This is a genomic window from Rhizobium sp. BK060, from assembly GCF_014193145.1.
GTDB lineage: Bacteria > Pseudomonadota > Alphaproteobacteria > Rhizobiales > Rhizobiaceae > Rhizobium.
In genome coordinates this window covers 148,644-164,784 of the sequence record NZ_JACHYW010000016.1, presented here as the reverse complement: position 1 = coordinate 164,784, position 16,141 = coordinate 148,644, and the positions used below count along the sequence as shown (strand labels likewise).

Annotated in this window: 17 protein-coding genes, 1 tRNA gene and 1 pseudogene; 12 read left to right on the top strand and 7 right to left on the bottom strand. The window is 59.4% G+C overall.

Annotation, left to right across the window (positions count from 1 at the left end; genetic code table 11):
* Nucleotides 1–96 precede the first annotated feature (96 nt).
* Nucleotides 97–405: a transposase gene (locus FHT71_RS18970; RefSeq protein ID WP_183721390.1), complete on the top strand. Its 309-nt coding sequence runs from the start codon at nucleotides 97–99 to the stop codon at nucleotides 403–405.
* Between the two features lie 6 nt (nucleotides 406–411).
* Here FHT71_RS18970 and FHT71_RS18965 read toward each other — a convergent pair.
* The 3 genes from FHT71_RS18965 to FHT71_RS18955 all read right to left on the bottom strand — a co-directional run bounded on the left by FHT71_RS18965 (nucleotide 412) and on the right by FHT71_RS18955 (nucleotide 3,000).
* Nucleotides 412–502, bottom strand: a tRNA-Ser gene (locus FHT71_RS18965).
* A gap of 80 nt (nucleotides 503–582) precedes the next feature.
* Entirely contained in the window at nucleotides 583–1,800 is a 1,218-nt protein-coding gene (locus FHT71_RS18960; protein WP_183721387.1) for an FAD-dependent oxidoreductase, read from the bottom strand.
* An 84-nt stretch (nucleotides 1,801–1,884) separates the two neighbouring features.
* A complete protein-coding gene (locus FHT71_RS18955; RefSeq protein WP_132591709.1) occupies nucleotides 1,885–3,000 on the bottom strand; it encodes a Gfo/Idh/MocA family oxidoreductase in 1,116 nt (371 codons plus the stop codon).
* Between the two features lie 205 nt (nucleotides 3,001–3,205).
* Between FHT71_RS18955 and FHT71_RS18950 the strand changes: the two genes are divergently transcribed.
* From FHT71_RS18950 to iolB, 5 genes are all read left to right on the top strand, one after another.
* Complete coding sequence (locus FHT71_RS18950) at nucleotides 3,206–4,069, top strand: MurR/RpiR family transcriptional regulator (RefSeq protein WP_132591707.1); 864 nt, start codon at nucleotides 3,206–3,208, stop codon at nucleotides 4,067–4,069.
* Between the two features lie 104 nt (nucleotides 4,070–4,173).
* A complete protein-coding gene (iolC, locus tag FHT71_RS18945) occupies nucleotides 4,174–6,108 on the top strand; it encodes a 5-dehydro-2-deoxygluconokinase (protein ID WP_007802991.1) in 1,935 nt (644 codons plus the stop codon).
* 22 nt (nucleotides 6,109–6,130) lie between these two features.
* A complete protein-coding gene (gene iolD / locus FHT71_RS18940) occupies nucleotides 6,131–7,981 on the top strand; it encodes a 3D-(3,5/4)-trihydroxycyclohexane-1,2-dione acylhydrolase (decyclizing) (RefSeq protein WP_132591703.1) in 1,851 nt (616 codons plus the stop codon).
* Between the two features lie 65 nt (nucleotides 7,982–8,046).
* Nucleotides 8,047–8,964: a myo-inosose-2 dehydratase gene (gene iolE, locus FHT71_RS18935; RefSeq protein ID WP_132591701.1), complete on the top strand. Its 918-nt coding sequence runs from the start codon at nucleotides 8,047–8,049 to the stop codon at nucleotides 8,962–8,964.
* A gap of 44 nt (nucleotides 8,965–9,008) precedes the next feature.
* Nucleotides 9,009–9,803, top strand: coding sequence for a 5-deoxy-glucuronate isomerase (iolB, locus tag FHT71_RS18930; protein ID WP_132591699.1), 795 nt, complete (start codon nucleotides 9,009–9,011; stop codon nucleotides 9,801–9,803).
* A 289-nt stretch (nucleotides 9,804–10,092) separates the two neighbouring features.
* Here iolB and FHT71_RS18925 read toward each other — a convergent pair whose 3' ends face one another.
* A complete protein-coding gene (locus tag FHT71_RS18925; protein WP_132591695.1) occupies nucleotides 10,093–10,542 on the bottom strand; it encodes a glyoxalase superfamily protein in 450 nt (149 codons plus the stop codon).
* Between the two features lie 333 nt (nucleotides 10,543–10,875).
* Here FHT71_RS18925 and FHT71_RS18920 point away from each other — a divergent pair, with 333 nt between their 5' ends.
* Entirely contained in the window at nucleotides 10,876–11,208 is a 333-nt protein-coding gene (locus FHT71_RS18920; RefSeq protein ID WP_037084548.1) for a hypothetical protein, read from the top strand.
* 53 nt (nucleotides 11,209–11,261) lie between these two features.
* Here FHT71_RS18920 and FHT71_RS18915 read toward each other — a convergent pair whose 3' ends face one another.
* Nucleotides 11,262–11,708 (bottom strand): host attachment family protein, encoded by a 447-nt coding sequence (locus tag FHT71_RS18915; RefSeq protein ID WP_132591693.1) that lies wholly within the window; start codon nucleotides 11,706–11,708, stop codon nucleotides 11,262–11,264.
* Between the two features lie 223 nt (nucleotides 11,709–11,931).
* On the opposite strand from FHT71_RS18915, the pseudogene FHT71_RS31775 reads away from it, so the two are divergent.
* The 3 genes and pseudogenes from FHT71_RS31775 to FHT71_RS18900 all read left to right on the top strand — a co-directional run.
* Nucleotides 11,932–12,092: pseudogene (locus FHT71_RS31775) on the top strand (DUF2177 family protein); the annotation flags it as partial.
* Nucleotides 12,093–12,224: 132 nt separating this feature from the next.
* Nucleotides 12,225–12,620, top strand: coding sequence for a PilZ domain-containing protein (locus FHT71_RS18905; RefSeq protein ID WP_132591689.1), 396 nt, complete (start codon nucleotides 12,225–12,227; stop codon nucleotides 12,618–12,620).
* 94 nt (nucleotides 12,621–12,714) lie between these two features.
* Nucleotides 12,715–13,827 carry a pyridoxal phosphate-dependent aminotransferase gene (locus FHT71_RS18900; RefSeq protein WP_183721384.1) on the top strand — a complete coding sequence of 371 codons (1,113 nt, stop codon included), beginning with the start codon at nucleotides 12,715–12,717 and terminating at the stop codon, nucleotides 13,825–13,827.
* A gap of 127 nt (nucleotides 13,828–13,954) precedes the next feature.
* On the opposite strand, the gene FHT71_RS18895 is transcribed toward FHT71_RS18900, so the two are convergent.
* Nucleotides 13,955–14,221, bottom strand: a complete 267-nt coding sequence (locus FHT71_RS18895) for a sel1 repeat family protein (RefSeq protein ID WP_007802970.1) — start codon at nucleotides 14,219–14,221, stop codon at nucleotides 13,955–13,957.
* 436 nt (nucleotides 14,222–14,657) lie between these two features.
* Here FHT71_RS18895 and FHT71_RS18890 point away from each other — a divergent pair, with 436 nt between their 5' ends.
* Entirely contained in the window at nucleotides 14,658–14,996 is a 339-nt protein-coding gene (locus FHT71_RS18890) for a DUF2147 domain-containing protein (protein ID WP_132591685.1), read from the top strand.
* Nucleotides 14,997–15,056: 60 nt separating this feature from the next.
* On the opposite strand, the gene FHT71_RS18885 is transcribed toward FHT71_RS18890, so the two are convergent.
* On the bottom strand, nucleotides 15,057–15,755 hold the full coding sequence (locus tag FHT71_RS18885) for a glutathione S-transferase N-terminal domain-containing protein (RefSeq protein ID WP_132591683.1): 699 nt from the start codon (nucleotides 15,753–15,755) through the stop codon (nucleotides 15,057–15,059).
* A gap of 155 nt (nucleotides 15,756–15,910) precedes the next feature.
* On the opposite strand from FHT71_RS18885, the gene FHT71_RS18880 reads away from it, so the two are divergent.
* Nucleotides 15,911–16,087 (top strand): hypothetical protein, encoded by a 177-nt coding sequence (locus FHT71_RS18880; protein WP_007802964.1) that lies wholly within the window; start codon nucleotides 15,911–15,913, stop codon nucleotides 16,085–16,087.
* The last annotated feature ends 54 nt before the right edge of the window (nucleotides 16,088–16,141 follow it).

Genomic DNA, 16,141 nt, shown 5'->3' with positions numbered 1-16,141 from the left:
ATATCGACCGCGAAGACGACACTGCTCCCGGCAAACGACAGCTTCGATGTTCAAAAAAGGGCTTGCATTTTACCGCGCGATTAGACGACAGCCTCGATGCGCACCTATGCCGGTCTGCCGGAGAACGACTACCCCTTCCATGACCGCGACGCACTGGTGACCCATTGCGGCCGCATCTGCATGCATCGCAAGAAGATCAATATCTCCACCGTGCTGGCCGGACAGAAACTGGGAATCAAGGAAGTCGATGACGGTATTTGGCTCGTCAGCTTCATGCACTATGATCTGGGATATATCGACCTGGAGCAAAGAACCTTGCAAACCATCGACAACCCGTTTCGGCACGAGGTTGTCATCCATGTCTTAGGTACGCTCTGTTACCTATGTCTTCGGTATGGACAATGATTGCGATGGCGGAGAGGAAGGGATTCGAACCCTCGATACGCTTTTGACGTATACTCCCTTAGCAGGGGAGCGCCTTCGACCACTCGGCCACCTCTCCGGTGGGAGCCTGATAGAGTCATTCGCCAGGTGACGCAAGCGCTTTTTCGGCTTTTTCACCTGATGCGGTAGCGAGCGGCCTCAGCTCAGCAACTGCTTGAGATCGGCGGATGCGTCGGCAAGGATCGCCTTGTCAGGGTTGATCCCCGATTCTAGCAGTTTCTTGCCCGTCACGTAGGCTTTCGCATCGTTGATCGCATCTACGGCAATGAGCACGCCGTCCTTGAAATACCAGATCGAATGAGCACCTTCGCGCGAACCCGGACGAAGCAATGTCTCGTCATAGCCGAGGTTGAAGCCGGCGATCTGCAATTTCACATCATACTGGTCCGACCAGAACCACGGCTTGGGATCGTAAGGCGCGTTGCCGCCGGCGATCACCGCTGCCACGGCTTCTGCCTGATCGACGGCGTTCTGCACTGACTCCAGGCGGATGCGGCCATCCTGCCAGGGAAGCGACGTGCAATCGCCGGCCGCAAAGATCGATGGGTCGGAGGTTCGCCCGAATTCATCGACGATGATGCCGTTTCCGACCTCGATTCCCGCATCCTTGGCAAGCTGGTCGTTCGGCGCGACGCCAATCCCCACGATGGCGAAATCGATATCGATGACCGAACCGTCGGAAAGCTCGGCGCCGACGACATGGCCGTCCTTGCCCAGGAGACGCTTCAAGCCGGTTTTTTCGCGAATGACGACGTCATGCGCTTCGTGAATCACCCGCATGATGTCGGCGGTTTCCTTGGCGGCGACGCGCTGAAGGATTCGGTCGGCCATCTCGATCACCGTCACCTCCAAGCCGCGATGGCGGGCAACGGCTGCGGCTTCGAGGCCGATGTAGCCGCCGCCTATAATAAGGACGCGGCGTCCCGGGCGCATTTCGTCCGCCAAACAGTCGGCGTCGCGCTTGTCGCGTGCGACATACACGCCCTCGAGATCTCCGCCGATGGTCGCCGGCAGACTGCGCGGCGAGGAACCGGTGGTCAGTGCCAAGGTACCGTAGTCGAGGACGGAACCGTCCTGCAGCAGGACCTGCTTGCTGTCCGGCTTAATCTGCTCGGCCCATGTGGCAAGCAGAATCTCGACATCATTGTCCGGATACCAGTGCTCAGGGCGAAACAGCAGGCGATCGAACGCCATCTCGCCAAGCAGATATTTCTTGGTCAGCGGCGGACGTTGGTAGGGCAGCACGTCCTCAGCGCCGACGATGGAGATCGGACGCGTATCCTTCAATGCGCGCAGTTTCGCGGCCAGTGCAAAACCCGCCTGCCCGGCGCCGATGATCACCAATCTGTCCGTCACGTTCCCACTCCCAGCATCCATTCGCGCGTTCCAGCAAAGGCCTAGCCCCTGCCCCCAGCGCCGTCAACCGGTAGCGGATCGACCTCAGTCGATCTCGATCCAGCGGCGCTCGTGGAATGACTGTGCCATGGCGTGAACGGACTTCTCTATCCTAAGACCGTCTTCGAATGTCACGATCGACGACGGCTCACCGGAAATTGCGCGGATCAATTCGCGGCATTCTATGATTTTCAGGTCGTTGAAGCCAAGCCCGTGGCCTGGCGCCGGAATAAAGCGATCATAGGGTTGGTGAGCCGGGCCGGCCAGTATCTTGCGGAAGCCCTGTTCGGAGCCACGGCCCTGCGCCTGATAGAGCTCGAATTCGTTCATGCGCTCTTGATCGTAGGTAATCGAGCCCTTCGAGCCGAATATCTGCAAAGCGATTCGACCCTTTCGCCCCCAAGCGGCGCGGTTCGCCATCAAGACAGCGGAGATACCTCCGCCGAAGCGCATCAAGACATTGGCCGCGTCGTGATTTTCGACATCGCGGCGACCACCTTCCTTCACTGGCCGGCTGCCGTAGGGCTTCACCATATCGGTGATGACAGCCTCCACGTGACCGAACAGATACCAAAGTAGAGACAGCGGGTGTACGGCGAAATCATCCAGCGCGCCATAACCGGCCGAAAGTTCGCTCTTCCAATAGAAGAAGACATCGGGATCAGCCATGAAGTCCTCGTCCATCTCGACGCGGATGTGATTGACGGCGCCGATCGCCCCTTCCTCGATCAGCGCCTTGATATGCCGCATCACCGGATTCTGGATGTAGTTGTAGCCGAGAACGGCGACCTTGCCCGAGGCCCTTGCCGTCTTCAGCATGCGTTCGGCATCGGCATAGGCCGGCGCCATCGGCTTCTCGCACCAGACATGCTTGCCGGCTTCGAGCGCGGCAATCGCCATCTCCGCGTGGAACTGGTTCGGCGTGGTGACGGAAACGACGTCGACTTCGGGATCGGCGATCAGCGTGTGCCAATCGGCGGTCGCCTTTTCGAAACCAAATTCGGAGGCGCGCTTCCCAGCAAGCTCGGCATTGGCTTCGGCGAGGTGAACCAAGCGTGGACGCTCGACGTCGCCGAAGACGGTCTTTACCGCATTCCATGCGAGCGCATGGCATTTGCCCATATAGCCGGTGCCGATCAGGCCGATTCCCAGTGATTTCATCGTATCTCCTCCAGATGCCAGCCGGATTTTTGGAATATTTAGATCATTTTGACAAGCGTCCCTTCCTGCATACTTTTGCCGCAACGGGTGTCAAAACTGTTCAAAACGCTTGGATTTCAATGCAATAAAAACAATTGGGCTCGCGGGCGAAAATCATTTATGGTCTTCGATACGGAATGTTTATTTCGTTCAACGGACCGCACGCATGGACAGTGACAGCAAAACGACCGCCAGGGTTCCGCGCGACTTCGAGAGCCTACGCAGCATCATCATCGAACGGAAAGCAACCATGCCGAAGCGACTTGCGCAGGTCGCGGCCTTTGCTCTCGGCAATCCTGACGAAATTGCGTTCGGCACGACGGCAAGCATCGCGGCGGCATCCGACGTGCAGCCGTCGACGCTCGTACGCCTCGCGCACCATTTGGGTTATGGGGGGTTCTCGGACCTGCAGAGTATCTTTCGCGAGCGCTTGCGCGACCGCACCCTGACATATGAAGAGCGGCTTGTGACGCTGGAGCGGGCAAGCGGCGAGGACGAAGATGCCAGCCTGCTTTCCGGCTTCATTTCGGCCGCAAGCCAATCGGTCAACCGGCTGGCAGCCACAGTACAGACGGACACCTTTACCAAGGCTGTCGATATTCTCGCGGCTGCCGAGACGATCTATCTGATCGCCAAGCGGCGTTCCTATCCGTTGACAGCGCATATGACCTATGCCTTCTCGAAGCTGAATATCCGGCACCAGATCGTCGCTTCGCCAAATGGCGTCGATCCGGAGATGGTGCAATTCGCGACGCAGAACGATGCGGCAATCGCCGCAAGCTTCTCGCCCTATGCCGCCGATAGCCTGAGCCAGGCGGAAGCGCTGGCCGATCGCGGCGTGCCTGTCGTCGCCATCACCGATTCGGCGTTTTCGCCGCTGGCTGCCCGCGCCACCTGCTGGTTCGAGGTGGCGGAGGCGGACTTTGCCGGTTTTCGCTCGCTCTCTGCCTCTATGGCACTGACGATGGCCCTGCCAGTCGCCATTGCCGAGCGGCGGCGGAAAAGAACTCACCCAAAATCGGTGAAATGAAAAATGGAATAAACATTCCGAATTGACAACAATACGGAACCAATGTTTCATAACCTGCAATCGGCACGCACCAAGGCGTAGCTAAAATCTAGCGGGAGGACATCATGGCACAACCGAACCCGGGCTCGCAGCCGGAGCCATCGCTTGACGTGATCACCATCGGCCGCTCCTCGGTCGACCTCTATGGGCAGCAGATCGGCTCGCGGCTCGAAGACATCGGCTCCTTTGCCAAGTCTGTCGGCGGCTGCCCTGCCAATATCGCCATCGGAACCGCGCGCCTCGGACTCAAGTCCGGCCTAATCACCCGCGTTGGCCACGAGCAGATGGGCCGCTTTATCATCGAGCAGTCCGCACGCGAAGGCGTCGAGACGAAAGGCATCAAGACCGATAGGGAACGCCTGACGGCGCTGGTGCTTCTTGCCGTGGAGGCCGAAGGCGTGTCCCCGATGATCTTTTATCGCTCCGACTGCGCCGACATGGCGCTCGATGAAGGCGATATAGATGAGAACTTCATCAAATCGTCGCGCGCGGTGCTGGTGTCGGGTACACATTTCTCGCGACCGAACACGGAGGCCGCGCAACGCAAGGCAATCCGTATCGCCAAGGCCAATGGCCGCAAGGTGATCTTCGATATCGACTATCGGCCGAATCTCTGGGGCCTTGCCGGTCACGCCGAGGGTTTCGAGCGCTACGTGAAGTCTGACCGCGTCTCGTCTAAGATGAAGGAAACGCTTCCCGACTGCGATTTGATCGTCGGAACCGAAGAGGAAATCCTGATTGCCTCCGGGGCGGATGACGTGCTCGGCGCACTCAAGGAAATCCGCCGCCTGTCGCCGGCAACCATCGTTCTCAAGCGCGGCGCCATGGGCTGCATCGTCTATGACGGTCCGATCAGCGACAATCTGGAAGACGGCATTGTCGGCGAAGGTTTCCCCATCGAGGTGTTCAACGTGCTGGGCGCCGGCGACGCCTTTATGTCCGGCCTCTTGCGCGGCTGGCTGAAGAATGAGCCACTGAAGACTTGTGCGACCTGGGCCAACGCGTGCGGCGCTTTCGCCGTCTCCCGTCTGCTCTGCTCGCCGGAGTACCCGACCTGGGCCGAGCTTGACTTCTTCCTGAAATACGGCAGCAAGCATCGCGCCTTGCGCAAGGACGAAGCGATCAACCACATCCATTGGGCTTCGACGCGCAAGGGTGATATTCCGCTTCTCATGGCGCTCGCGATCGATCACCGCTCGCAACTCACCAGCGTCTGCGACGAACTCGGTGTCGACTACAAGAAGATCGTCGCCTTCAAGCGCCTTGCGGTGGAAGCTGCCGCCCGTGTTGCAGATGGCCGCAACGGCTACGGCATGCTGATCGATGAGCGCTTCGGGCGCGACGCCTTCTTCGATGCGGCAACCAAGAACTTTGCGTGGATTGGTCGTCCGGTGGAACTGCCGGGGTCCAAGCCACTGCGATTCGAGTTCAGCCAGGACATTGGCTCACAACTTGTCGAATGGCCGCTCGATCATTGCATCAAGTGCCTCTGCTTCTACCATCCGGATGATCAGGCAGCGCTGAAGACCGAGCAGCAGGAGAAGCTGCGCACGCTCTTTGAAGCCGCCCGCAAGGTCGGCCGCGAACTGCTCGTCGAGATCATCGCGAGCAAGAACGGGCCGCTGACGGACGATACGGTTTCGACCGCGATGGAAGAGCTCTATGCGCTTGGCATCAAGCCCGACTGGTGGAAGCTGGAGCCGCAGGCTTCGACGGCCGCCTGGAAGAAAATAGACGCAGTGATCGCCAAGAACGACCCATGGTGCCGCGGGATCGTGCTGCTCGGCCTTGAAGCCCCTGCCGATGAGCTGGTCAAAGGCTTTGAGGCGACGCTGGCGGCTCCTTCCGTGAAGGGCTTTGCCGTGGGACGCACGATTTTTGCCGAAGCAGCTCGCGCCTGGCTTTCCGGCAAGATGAATGACGAGGAAGCGATCGCCGACATGGCTGGCCGCTTCCGCCAATTGACCGAGGCCTGGTTGAAAACGCGCGGCCTACATTAATTAGAGCATTTGGGAGGTGCCCATGGGCAAGACTGTACGATTGACGATGGCTCAGGCCGTTACGCATTTTCTCAAGAAGCAGATGACGATCGTCGACGGCAAGAAGGTCCCGGTCTTCGGCGGCGTCTGGGCGATCTTCGGGCATGGCAACGTAGCCGGCATCGGCGAGGCGCTTTACCAAGTGCGCGGCGAACTGCCGACCTATCGTGCCCATAACGAACAGGGCATGGCGCATGCGGCCATCGCCTATGCAAAGGCGAATTTCCGCCAACGCTTCATGGCCTGCACGACCTCCATCGGTCCCGGCGCGCTCAACATGGTGACGGCTGCTGGTGTCGCCCACGTCAACCGCATCCCGGTCCTCTTCCTGCCAGGCGACGTCTTTGCCAACCGCGCGCCGGATCCGGTGCTGCAGCAGATCGAGGATTTCGGCGACGGCACGGTTTCTGCGAACGATGCCTTCCGTTCGGTTTCGCGCTATTTCGATCGGATCACGCGGCCGGAACAGATCATCTCGGCGCTGAAGCGTGCCATGCAGGTTCTGACCGATCCATATGATTGCGGCCCGGTCACACTGTCGTTGTGCCAGGACGTGCAGGCGGAAGCGTTCGACTATCCGGAGAGCTTCTTCGAGGAGCGCGTCTGGACCCAGCGCCGTCCGCGTCCGGATGTCGATGAACTGGCGAACGCCATCGCCCTCATCAGAAAATCCGAGAAGCCGGTTATCATCGCTGGCGGCGGCGTGCTCTATTCACAGGCCACCAAGGAACTAACGGCTTTTGCCGAGGAACACCGGATTCCCGTCGTTGTCACGCAGGCCGGCAAGTCGGCGATCGACGAGCGGCACCCGCTGGCGCTTGGCTCGGTCGGCGTTACCGGCACATCAGCGGCCAATGCGATTGCAGGCGAAACGGACCTGATCATCGCCGTCGGCACCCGCTGCCAGGACTTCACGACGGGCTCCTGGGCGCTCTTCCAGAACGAGAAGCTCAAGGTTCTCGGCTTGAACATTGCTACCTACGATGCCGCGAAGCACGACGGCCAGACGCTGGTGGCCGATGCCCGCGAAGGACTGAAGGCCGTCTCGAGCGGGCTCGCCGGCTGGAAGGCACCGGCCGGGCTGGCGGAGAAGGCCGAACGGGAAAAGAAAGTCTGGGTGGACGCCGCCGCCAAGGCGATGGCCAGCACCAATGCCGCCCTGCCCTCCGACGCCCAGGTGATTGGCGCCGTCACCCGTTCGATCGACCTCGAAAAGGCAATCGGCCTATGCGCTGCTGGCGGTCTGCCGGGCGAGATGCATAAGCTCTGGCCGGCCACCGCACCCGGCAGCTACCATATGGAATACGGCTTCTCCTGCATGGGCTACGAGATTGCCGGCGGCCTGGGTGCCAAGATGGCGCATCCCGAAAAGGAAGTTTTCGTCCTGGTCGGGGACGGGTCCTACATGATGCTGAACTCGGAGCTCGCGACGTCGGTCATGCTCGGCCTGAAGCTCAACATCGTCTTGCTCGACAACCGCGGCTATGGCTGCATCAACCGGCTGCAGATGGCAACCGGCGGTGCAAACTTCAACAATCTGCTGAAGGACGCGCATTACGAAGTGATGCCTGAGATCGATTTCCGGGCGCATGCCGAGAGCATGGGTGCCGTTGCGGTCAAGGTTGCGTCGATCGCAGAGCTCGAGAAGGCAATCGCCGACTCGAAGAAGAACGATCGCACCTCGGTCTTCGTGATCGACACTGACCCGCTGATCACGACGGAAGCCGGCGGCTACTGGTGGGACGTTGCCGTTCCCGAAGTCAGCCCGCGCGAGCAGGTCAACAAGGCGCACGCAGCTTACGTCAAGGCGCGCGCCGCCCAGCGCATCGGCTAATCGATTGATTTCACTTTCCGGAATAGCGGGACCGCTCTTCCAACAATGCCTTGAGGAGACTATTGATGAAAGCCAAACTTGGCATGTCGCCGATCGCCTGGTGGAACGACGATCTTCCTGAACTCAGCGACGATGTGTCCCTGGAGGAATGCCTGCGCCAATCGCGCTCTGCGGGCTTTACCGGTATGGAGCAGGGCCGCCGCTTCCCCGACAATCCGGCCGAGATGCTGCCCATCCTGCGCGCCGCCGACGTGACGCTTTGCGGCGGCTGGTTCTCCGGCACGCTGGTCGACGAGGATCTTGCTGCCAACAAAGACCGCATCGCGCCGATGATCGAGCTGTTCAAGGCCGTCAACGCGCCCTGCATTGTTTATGGCGAGGTCGGTCGTTCGATCCAGGGCGACCGCTCCAAGCCGCTCGCGACCAAGCCGCGCCTCTCCGACGACGAGATGAAGGTGTACGGCCGTCGCCTCACCGAATTCGGCGAGTGGTGTGCCGAACAGGGCATGCCGCTTTCCTATCACCATCATATGGCGGCCGTGGTCGAGACCGAGCCGGAACTCGACGCCTTCATGCGCAATTCGGGCGAAGGCATTCCGCTGCTGCTCGATGCCGGGCATCTGGCCTTTGCCGGCGGTGACGTGCTGCGCGCCATCGACAATCACCACGCCCGTATCAACCACGTGCACGTCAAGGATATTCGCAAGGCCGTCGTCGATGGACTCGACCGCAGTAGGCAGTCCTTCCTCGATGCAGTGGCGCTCGGCGCCTTCACCGTACCGGGCGACGGCTCGCTCGATTTCGGCGCGATCGTCCAGCGACTGGCCAACTACGGTTATGAGGGCTGGTTTGTCGTCGAGGCCGAGCAGGATCCGCGCAAGGCTCCGCCCCAAAAGATGGCTGAGATCGGCCATGCCGAACTGATGCGCGTGATGACCGCGGCGGGCTACACCGTCGAAACGGAAGGCTTCCCCAAGGGATAGCGTTCTGCCTAAGATCATTGAGATCGAATGAAGGAAATCAGTTCATGCCGAACCTTCTCGTAAAACCCAAGGGTGACCACGGCCGCGTCACCCATGTCACGCCGGAAACCGCCGGATGGACCTATGTCGGCTTCGACCTGCATCGTCTTAAGCCCGGCGAGACCGCCTCTGGCGAAGCCGGCGACCGCGAAGTCTGCCTCGTCTGGGTGGCCGGCAAGGGCAAGGCCACGGCCGCAGGAGAGGATTTCGGCTCGGTCGGCGGGCGCATGAGCCCGTTCGAGGGTGCGCCGCATTCGCTCTATGTGCCGGCGGGCTCCGGTTGGTCGGTGACGGCCGAAACGAACATGGAGCTTGCCGTTTGCTCGGCGCCCGGTGGCGGCGCCTACAAGGCAAAGCTCATCCCGCCCGGCGTGCACCCGCAATTCCAGCGCGGCAAGGGCTCTAATGTGCGTCTCGTGACCAACATCATGCCCGAGGATGACAACTCCGCCCATTCGCTGCTGGTGGTCGAGGTCATCACGCCAAACGGCAACACGTCCTCTTACCCCTCTCACAAACACGACCAGGACAATATGCCGAACGAGAGTCTGCTGGAGGAGACCTATTACCACCGCATGAACCCGCCGCAGGGCTTCGCCTTCCAACGCGTCTACACCGACGATCGCTCGCTCGACGAAGCGATGGCTGTAGAAAACGGCGACGTGACGCTGGTGCCGAAGGGCTACCACCCCTGCGCCACCATCCATGGCTATGATCTCTATTATCTCAACGTCATGGCCGGCCCGAAGCGGGTGTGGAAGTTCCACAACCAGCCGGAGCACGAATGGCTGCTGAAATAAGGCGGCGTACGATCGCTAAAATAATCTGACAGGCGGCAAGCCGCGCAGATGGTTCACTGCCTCCATCGAAATCGAACCGATGGAGGACTGCCGTGCACGGCTCAATCACTATTCTTCGTGCCCACGCTCGCCGCACGCCGGAGACGGCCCGATCACGGCTCGTTGCCGCCCTGCTCTCTTTTTATCACTGGAGCCGAGGCAAGACCGTCAAGGTTTGCTGTCAGGAATGTGCTGAGGCCCTGAAGGAGGCCTCAGCCGCCGCAGCCGTAAGCACCGTGCACGGCAAGGACTAAGTGCCTCGCTCGATGTCGAGCACGAGATGCGGGACACCGTTCGACGTCTTCCGCGGCGATACGCCATTGCCGTCGATCTGCGCATTGATGCGCTGACGGAAGGCGGAAAAGCTCTCGAAGGTCACGACGTCCACCGGTTCGTCGAAGTGGATGGTGATCTTGTGACGCCCGCCGCCGTGCGCCGAAAGCGCCAGGATCTTGCCGGTGAACGGCTGGCTCAGGTAGCGGCCGCGCACCAAGGAGCCAACGCAGATCGCGGCGATCGGCTCCTCGTTCGGCCGCGTCGCGAGTGCGGAAAGCGTGTTCCAGTCGCGAACGCCATGCTGCTGGGCAACGAGTTCGAGCGCGGCACTGTGTGAAATCGCTGTGCCGCGTGCTTCCATCGCCTGGCGAAGGCGCTTGGCTTGCGACTTCAGTTCTTCAATTGTCGGATATGCGGTGGTCACGGATTCAGCCTTTCGGAAGGCATGCCATTTCGACCGTTACAAGGGAGCTCGCATTGCCTGCAGTCAGCATGCACCAAACGGCTGTGACTGAATGATATCGGGGACTTCACCGTGGACTTGTCGTCCGCGAGCGGCCGGCGCCTCGAGCCACGCCCGATATGCTTGAAGGGCGGCGGCGTGTCAAGCCGGACCAATCCGGATGCCCAATAATGAGCCATTTCCCTCTCCAGACAGGCATAAGCTTCGCATTGTAGGGAGATTATTCAGAAGTTGTCAGCAATCTTGCGCTAATCTCGAAGCGTACAACAAGCGGAGGCTACCATGGCCTTTCAGATGCACCTCGACACAGAGCATCCGCAGCCCGAGCAGGCTTACCGGGAATTTTCGCTCGACCGTCCCGGCAAGATCATATTCGTCGGACATCACCTCAGCACGGGAACGCAGGTCCGCTGCCTGATCCGCACGATCACGCTTGCCGGCGCGGTGCTGGAAGTCAGCCCGAACCTCGAAGTACCGAACCACTTCTTCCTCGAGATCCTCGGCATACACGACGAGATCGGTTCGACGGTGGTCAAGCGCGAGGGAGAACTGGTGACGATCAGCTTCAACATGCTGATCAACCCGGAATTCCTGCATCATGTCCTGCGGCTGAATTTCGAGAGCTGAGAAGCGGATACGACCGGCGAGGTCCGTATCCACATCCACCGCTTGAAGTCTGACTAGGCCACCAGATGTCGTTCAATCTGGTCGACGGGCAAATTGATGTAATCTTTTGGGACTTCAGCCGAAATTGCAGCCTGAACGTCTGGAGTGAGATTGTCGCGCAGCGTGCCGAGTGCCCTTGGTGGCGCGACTAGAACGATGCGACGCGCCTGCTTTTCGCGCACAAGCAGGTCCATTTTCGCGGCAACCCGCTTCAGAAACTCCGTTTCGGCCTGCTCATGCCAATCTGTTTGCTGCACGGCACTGCCGCTCGAGCCATCTGCGGCATGCGTTCGACCGGGTTTGTCAGCGCCAATTTCCCGATCCGGCTCATTCGGCTGGGACAAGGTCTCCTCAACCTTCAGGTTCATATATGCCACATCACCTGCATTTTGCAGGATCAAGGCCTTGGCACCATCGCAAACGACCACCCACGATTTTGACGGAACTCTGACATCAATCATTTTGATTTCCTCGCTCTAGAATTTTGGAGCGTCGGGCGCGCCGCCGACAATTAGGCAAACGTGCCAGCCGACAAAGAGTTCGATGACATTTCGCGACAATTGCGGTGCTTGGCGCACCAATCGCGATTCGGTGCGCAAAGGCAATAAAGTCAGAAGGAATCAATTAGATGAAGATTGCAGCGCTCGCCTACATCAGCCTGCTGGTTCTGGACGCTATATGGCTGGCGCCGTTGTCGGCGCGGCCGCCTGCGAAACTTACGGCCTCACCAATCATGCGACCCTGAGAAACTGGCCTATGGCGATGACCATCATGGATCTGCGGGCACGTTTCTCACCGCGCTGTCCGCGGCGGCTGGATTATTGACTGCTCGAATATTCGGTTAGGGCGCGCAAGCAGGCGGAAAAAAGCTGCTTCACTAAAATTGTATTTTCTTCATTGACAATTGCGCAAAGCATTCGTGTGAGGCTCCAATCGAAGAGGACCGGGATCACCTTGGTTCAAGGGAGACACGCGGGATGTCGATGCTTCGCGCCACACACCTTGCGACCGTGAAATCTGCGGTTTACGAGACGCGCTGGGAACAATTCAACGTAAGGCGCCCAGCCCGGATCGTCGCGGTTCGACCCTGCCTGACCGGCATTTCCATCCGCAGTGCCGAGATCGTCGATATCTCACGCGGTGGCGCCACGTTTGTCGTGTCATCGACCGCAGGCCTGCCAAAGCACTACTACCTCAATATTCTTGGCCTTGCCTACCGGATTGGTTGCGCCGAGGTCTATCGCAATCATGAACGTATTGGCGTGCGGTTCATCAACACAATCGATCCCGAAGTCCTGCGTCGAGTCGTGCGCGCCGATTTCATGGCCGGCAATGTAGAAGCTCTCGAAGCTCGCGGATCCGTGCGTATGTAAATCGCCCACCCCGGGGAATAATGTTTCTTGCCTTGGCGGCAGCACGGCCTATTGTCGGTTCGATTTTTCACAGCATTCAGGAAATCGCTCCAGCATGTCCGCCTTCTCGCGCTTCACGCCGCTTGCTAGCGCCCTCCCCTCCACTGTTCCTTTTGTTGGCCCAGAAGCGATCGAGCGTCAGCGCGGCCTTTGCGTTAAGGCGCGCATCGGCGCCAACGAGAATGGCTTCGGCCCCGCCCCGTCCGTGCTCGCCGCGATGCGCGAGCAGGCTGGCGAGATCTGGAAGTACAACGACCCGGAAAATTACGTTCTCAGAGAGGCCCTTGCCAACCATCTCGGTGTCGGAATCGAATCCATCGCGATCGGCGGCGGCATCGACGAACTGCTCGGCCAGATCGTTCGGCTCGTGATCGAGCCGGGGGCACCTGTCGTGACATCGCTCGGTGGCTATCCGACGTTCAATTTCCACGTTGCAGGCTTCGGCGGACGGCTCGTCACTGCGCCATATGCCAACGATCGCGAGGATCTCAACGGCCTCCTGGAAGCGGTTAAGCGCGAGAACGCGCCACTGGTCTATTTCGCCAATCCTGATAATCCGATGGGAAGCTGGTGGGATGCCGAAAGTATCGTCGCCTTTGCCCGCGCGCTGCCGGAAACCACGATGCTGATCCTCGACGAGGCCTACAGCGAAACCGGACCGGCCGGATCTCTGCCCGCGATCGGCGCGCTCATTGATCTGCCCAACATCGTACGCACACGCACCTTCTCGAAAGCCTATGGCTTGGCCGGCGCGAGGGTTGGCTACGTCATTTCGACACCCGGCACAGCCCGCGCGTTCGACAAGATCCGCAATCATTTCGGGATGAACCGGCTGGCGACGGTCGCAGCGCTGGCGGCGCTTAAGGATCATGCCTATCTCGCCGAGGTGGTGGCAAATATTCACCGCGCGCGCGACCGGATCGCCGGTATTGCCAGGGCCAACAATCTACTTCCGCTTGCCTCTGCAACGAACTTCGTCGCGATCGACACCGGACGGGACGGAACTTATGCTCGTGCCATCGTCGATGGCTTGATGCAACACGGTGTCTTCATTCGTATGCCGGGTGTCGCTCCGCTCAACCGCTGCATCCGCGTCAGCGTCGGACCGGATGCTGACATGGCGCTTTTCGAGGAAGCGCTGCCGCAGGTGCTCAAGACGCTGGGCTAACACAAAGAACCGCGCCGGCCTTGTTCCTGCCGGTCGCGGTTGCTGTTCATGGCATAGGCCTTCTCCAGAACCTGCCAGCCCCTCTTTTATGGTTGTTATTGGCCCCGCGTTGGCGGGGAAACGGTCCTTAGTGGATCGTCATCCATTCGCGAGCAGCCCGTAGCGCCTCTACGATCTGCATTTTGTCCATGCTTGCGGCGACATCAGCGCGAAGCTCGGCGGCGCGGTCGTTGCCTTTTATCGCTGCGATGTTCAACCACTTATGAGCGGCGACCAGATCCACGGCGCAGCCGCGGCCAGTCGCATACATCAGACCCATTTCGCAGAAGATGTCGGCGTTGTTCTCGCCACCCATGGTAGCCATTTCAGCATTATGCATTTCAAAGCGTGCCATCGGTTTTGTCCCTGTTTAGCCTGTTGTCGACTTACCCTGTTTTACCTTCGGGGCCCTGCCGTCTATCGCGGCTTTGGTACCCTTCGGTTCGGCGGGTTTACCCCGCTCGTTTGATGGCTCCACTATGCCAACGCGCCTTCAAAAAACGCCTAAAATGCATGATTAATTTGAAACAAACAAAGTGCAAACGCTTGGTAAAATTGGATTTTTGTTAAACATCGCAATGCCTGCTGATTAAGGATTTTCGACACAATTTTACGGAATATTCAGATCTGAAAATTAACCTTCTGTTCACCACGAAATCAGCATCAAATAGCTGAAACGGAAGATTTCGGCGCTTCTGGCTCATGAAAAACGGTTGTCGTGGGTCGCAAAAACACATTTACGTTTACGTTCGCGTCATATATTTTCCCGCCGGGACATTAGGGAGGAACGAATGATCCGCACACTTATTCTCGCCAGCGCATTGATGCTTGCCGCCGGAGCAGCCTCTGCAGACGAACCGATCGTCGGCAACTGGAAGACGGCAGCGGGCGATACGGCCCATATTGCATCCTGCGGCGGCAGCTACTGCATCGTGCTGAAGACAGGCAAGTATGCCGGCAAGAAGATTGGAACGCTCGCAGGAAGCGGCGTCACCTATACCGGCCAGATCACGGATCCGGCCAACGACAAGACCTACAGCGGATCGGGCAACGTTCTCGGAAACTCGTTGAAAATGAAGGGCTGCGTCCTCAACGTGCTTTGCAAATCGCAGACCTGGACGCGCCTGTAGAGGACGAGTCTCGAAAGGAAGCGCCCGGAAAAACTGGCCGGGCGCTTTCTATGTTAGGTGTCAGCGGGCGCGCTGATTGAAGAGGATTTTCTGTGCTTCCTTGTCCTCGGCAAGGTTGCTGCGTTCACGCTCTTCCTTGCCAATCGCCGTGCCACGGATCACGGCCGGACGCGCCATCATCGTCTCGAACCAGCGCTTCAGGTTGGGAAACTCGTTGAGGTCCTGTCCTTGCTTCTCGTACGGAATCACCCAGCCAATGCAGGCCATGTCGGCGATCGAATAGTCGCCGGCGAGATATTCGCGCTCCACCAACCGCTTGTTCATCACGCCGTATAGGCGGTTTACTTCGTTGGTATAGCGATGGATGCCGTACTCGATCTTCTCCGGCGCATAGCCGCGGAAGTGATGCGCCTGGCCAGCCATCGGACCCAATCCACCCACCTGCCAGAAAAGCCACTCCTCGATCTGGATGCGTGTGCGCTCCTCCGCCGAATAAAACTTTCCGAATTTGCGGCCGAGATACTGCAGAATGGCGCCCGATTCGAACACGGAGATCGGTTCACCGCCGGGACCATCCGGATCGATGATCGCGGGCATTCGGTTGTTCGGAGCGATCTTCAGGAATTCCGGCGCGAATTGTTCGCCCCGGCCGATATTGATGTACTTGACCTCGTAGGGAACGCCGAGTTCCTCGAGCATGATGCTGATCTTCCAGCCATTTGGCGTCGGCCAATAGAAAAGCTCAATCGGTGCCGTCATGAAAATCTCCTTTGCGGGACTAAGGAGATAAGCAGCGCCCGCCGTGCTTCAAGCCGCCCGGCTTCCTGAACGCCTGATGAACCGTGATCTCAGCACTGGTTCAGCGACAACGTGGCAAAACTGTCTCAACGCTAAGGCGATACCGAGGCAAAGTCATGGATATGCTCATTTTGGCAAGACGTTTCACCATCATCACACTGTTTGCGGCAGTCTTCGCCGTCAGCTTCTCGGCTGCTGTCAGCCGCAATGCAGGCGGCGGCGCGCAGTCCCACTTCGGAGCCAATTACACATGCTTCGACGCCAGCAGTCCATTCTGCCGAACAAGCCGCTGATCCGACCCACGGCGGTAGTCGCCACACGCAAAAACTGCGCAATCCCCTCTGCCG

Coding starts and splice junctions, on each gene's coding strand:
- FHT71_RS18970 (WP_183721390.1), top strand. CDS start 97: ATGCGCACCTATGCCGGTCTGCCGGAGAACGACTACCCCTTCCATGAC.
- FHT71_RS18955 (WP_132591709.1), bottom strand. CDS start 3,000: ATGAAATCACTGGGAATCGGCCTGATCGGCACCGGCTATATGGGCAAA.
- FHT71_RS18950 (WP_132591707.1), top strand. CDS start 3,206: ATGGACAGTGACAGCAAAACGACCGCCAGGGTTCCGCGCGACTTCGAG.
- iolC (WP_007802991.1), top strand. CDS start 4,174: ATGGCACAACCGAACCCGGGCTCGCAGCCGGAGCCATCGCTTGACGTG.
- iolD (WP_132591703.1), top strand. CDS start 6,131: ATGGGCAAGACTGTACGATTGACGATGGCTCAGGCCGTTACGCATTTT.
- iolE (WP_132591701.1), top strand. CDS start 8,047: ATGAAAGCCAAACTTGGCATGTCGCCGATCGCCTGGTGGAACGACGAT.
- iolB (WP_132591699.1), top strand. CDS start 9,009: ATGCCGAACCTTCTCGTAAAACCCAAGGGTGACCACGGCCGCGTCACC.
- FHT71_RS18920 (WP_037084548.1), top strand. CDS start 10,876: ATGCACCTCGACACAGAGCATCCGCAGCCCGAGCAGGCTTACCGGGAA.
- FHT71_RS18915 (WP_132591693.1), bottom strand. CDS start 11,708: ATGATTGATGTCAGAGTTCCGTCAAAATCGTGGGTGGTCGTTTGCGAT.
- FHT71_RS18905 (WP_132591689.1), top strand. CDS start 12,225: ATGTCGATGCTTCGCGCCACACACCTTGCGACCGTGAAATCTGCGGTT.
- FHT71_RS18900 (WP_183721384.1), top strand. CDS start 12,715: ATGTCCGCCTTCTCGCGCTTCACGCCGCTTGCTAGCGCCCTCCCCTCC.
- FHT71_RS18895 (WP_007802970.1), bottom strand. CDS start 14,221: ATGGCACGCTTTGAAATGCATAATGCTGAAATGGCTACCATGGGTGGC.
- FHT71_RS18890 (WP_132591685.1), top strand. CDS start 14,658: ATGATCCGCACACTTATTCTCGCCAGCGCATTGATGCTTGCCGCCGGA.
- FHT71_RS18885 (WP_132591683.1), bottom strand. CDS start 15,755: ATGACGGCACCGATTGAGCTTTTCTATTGGCCGACGCCAAATGGCTGG.
- FHT71_RS18880 (WP_007802964.1), top strand. CDS start 15,911: ATGGATATGCTCATTTTGGCAAGACGTTTCACCATCATCACACTGTTT.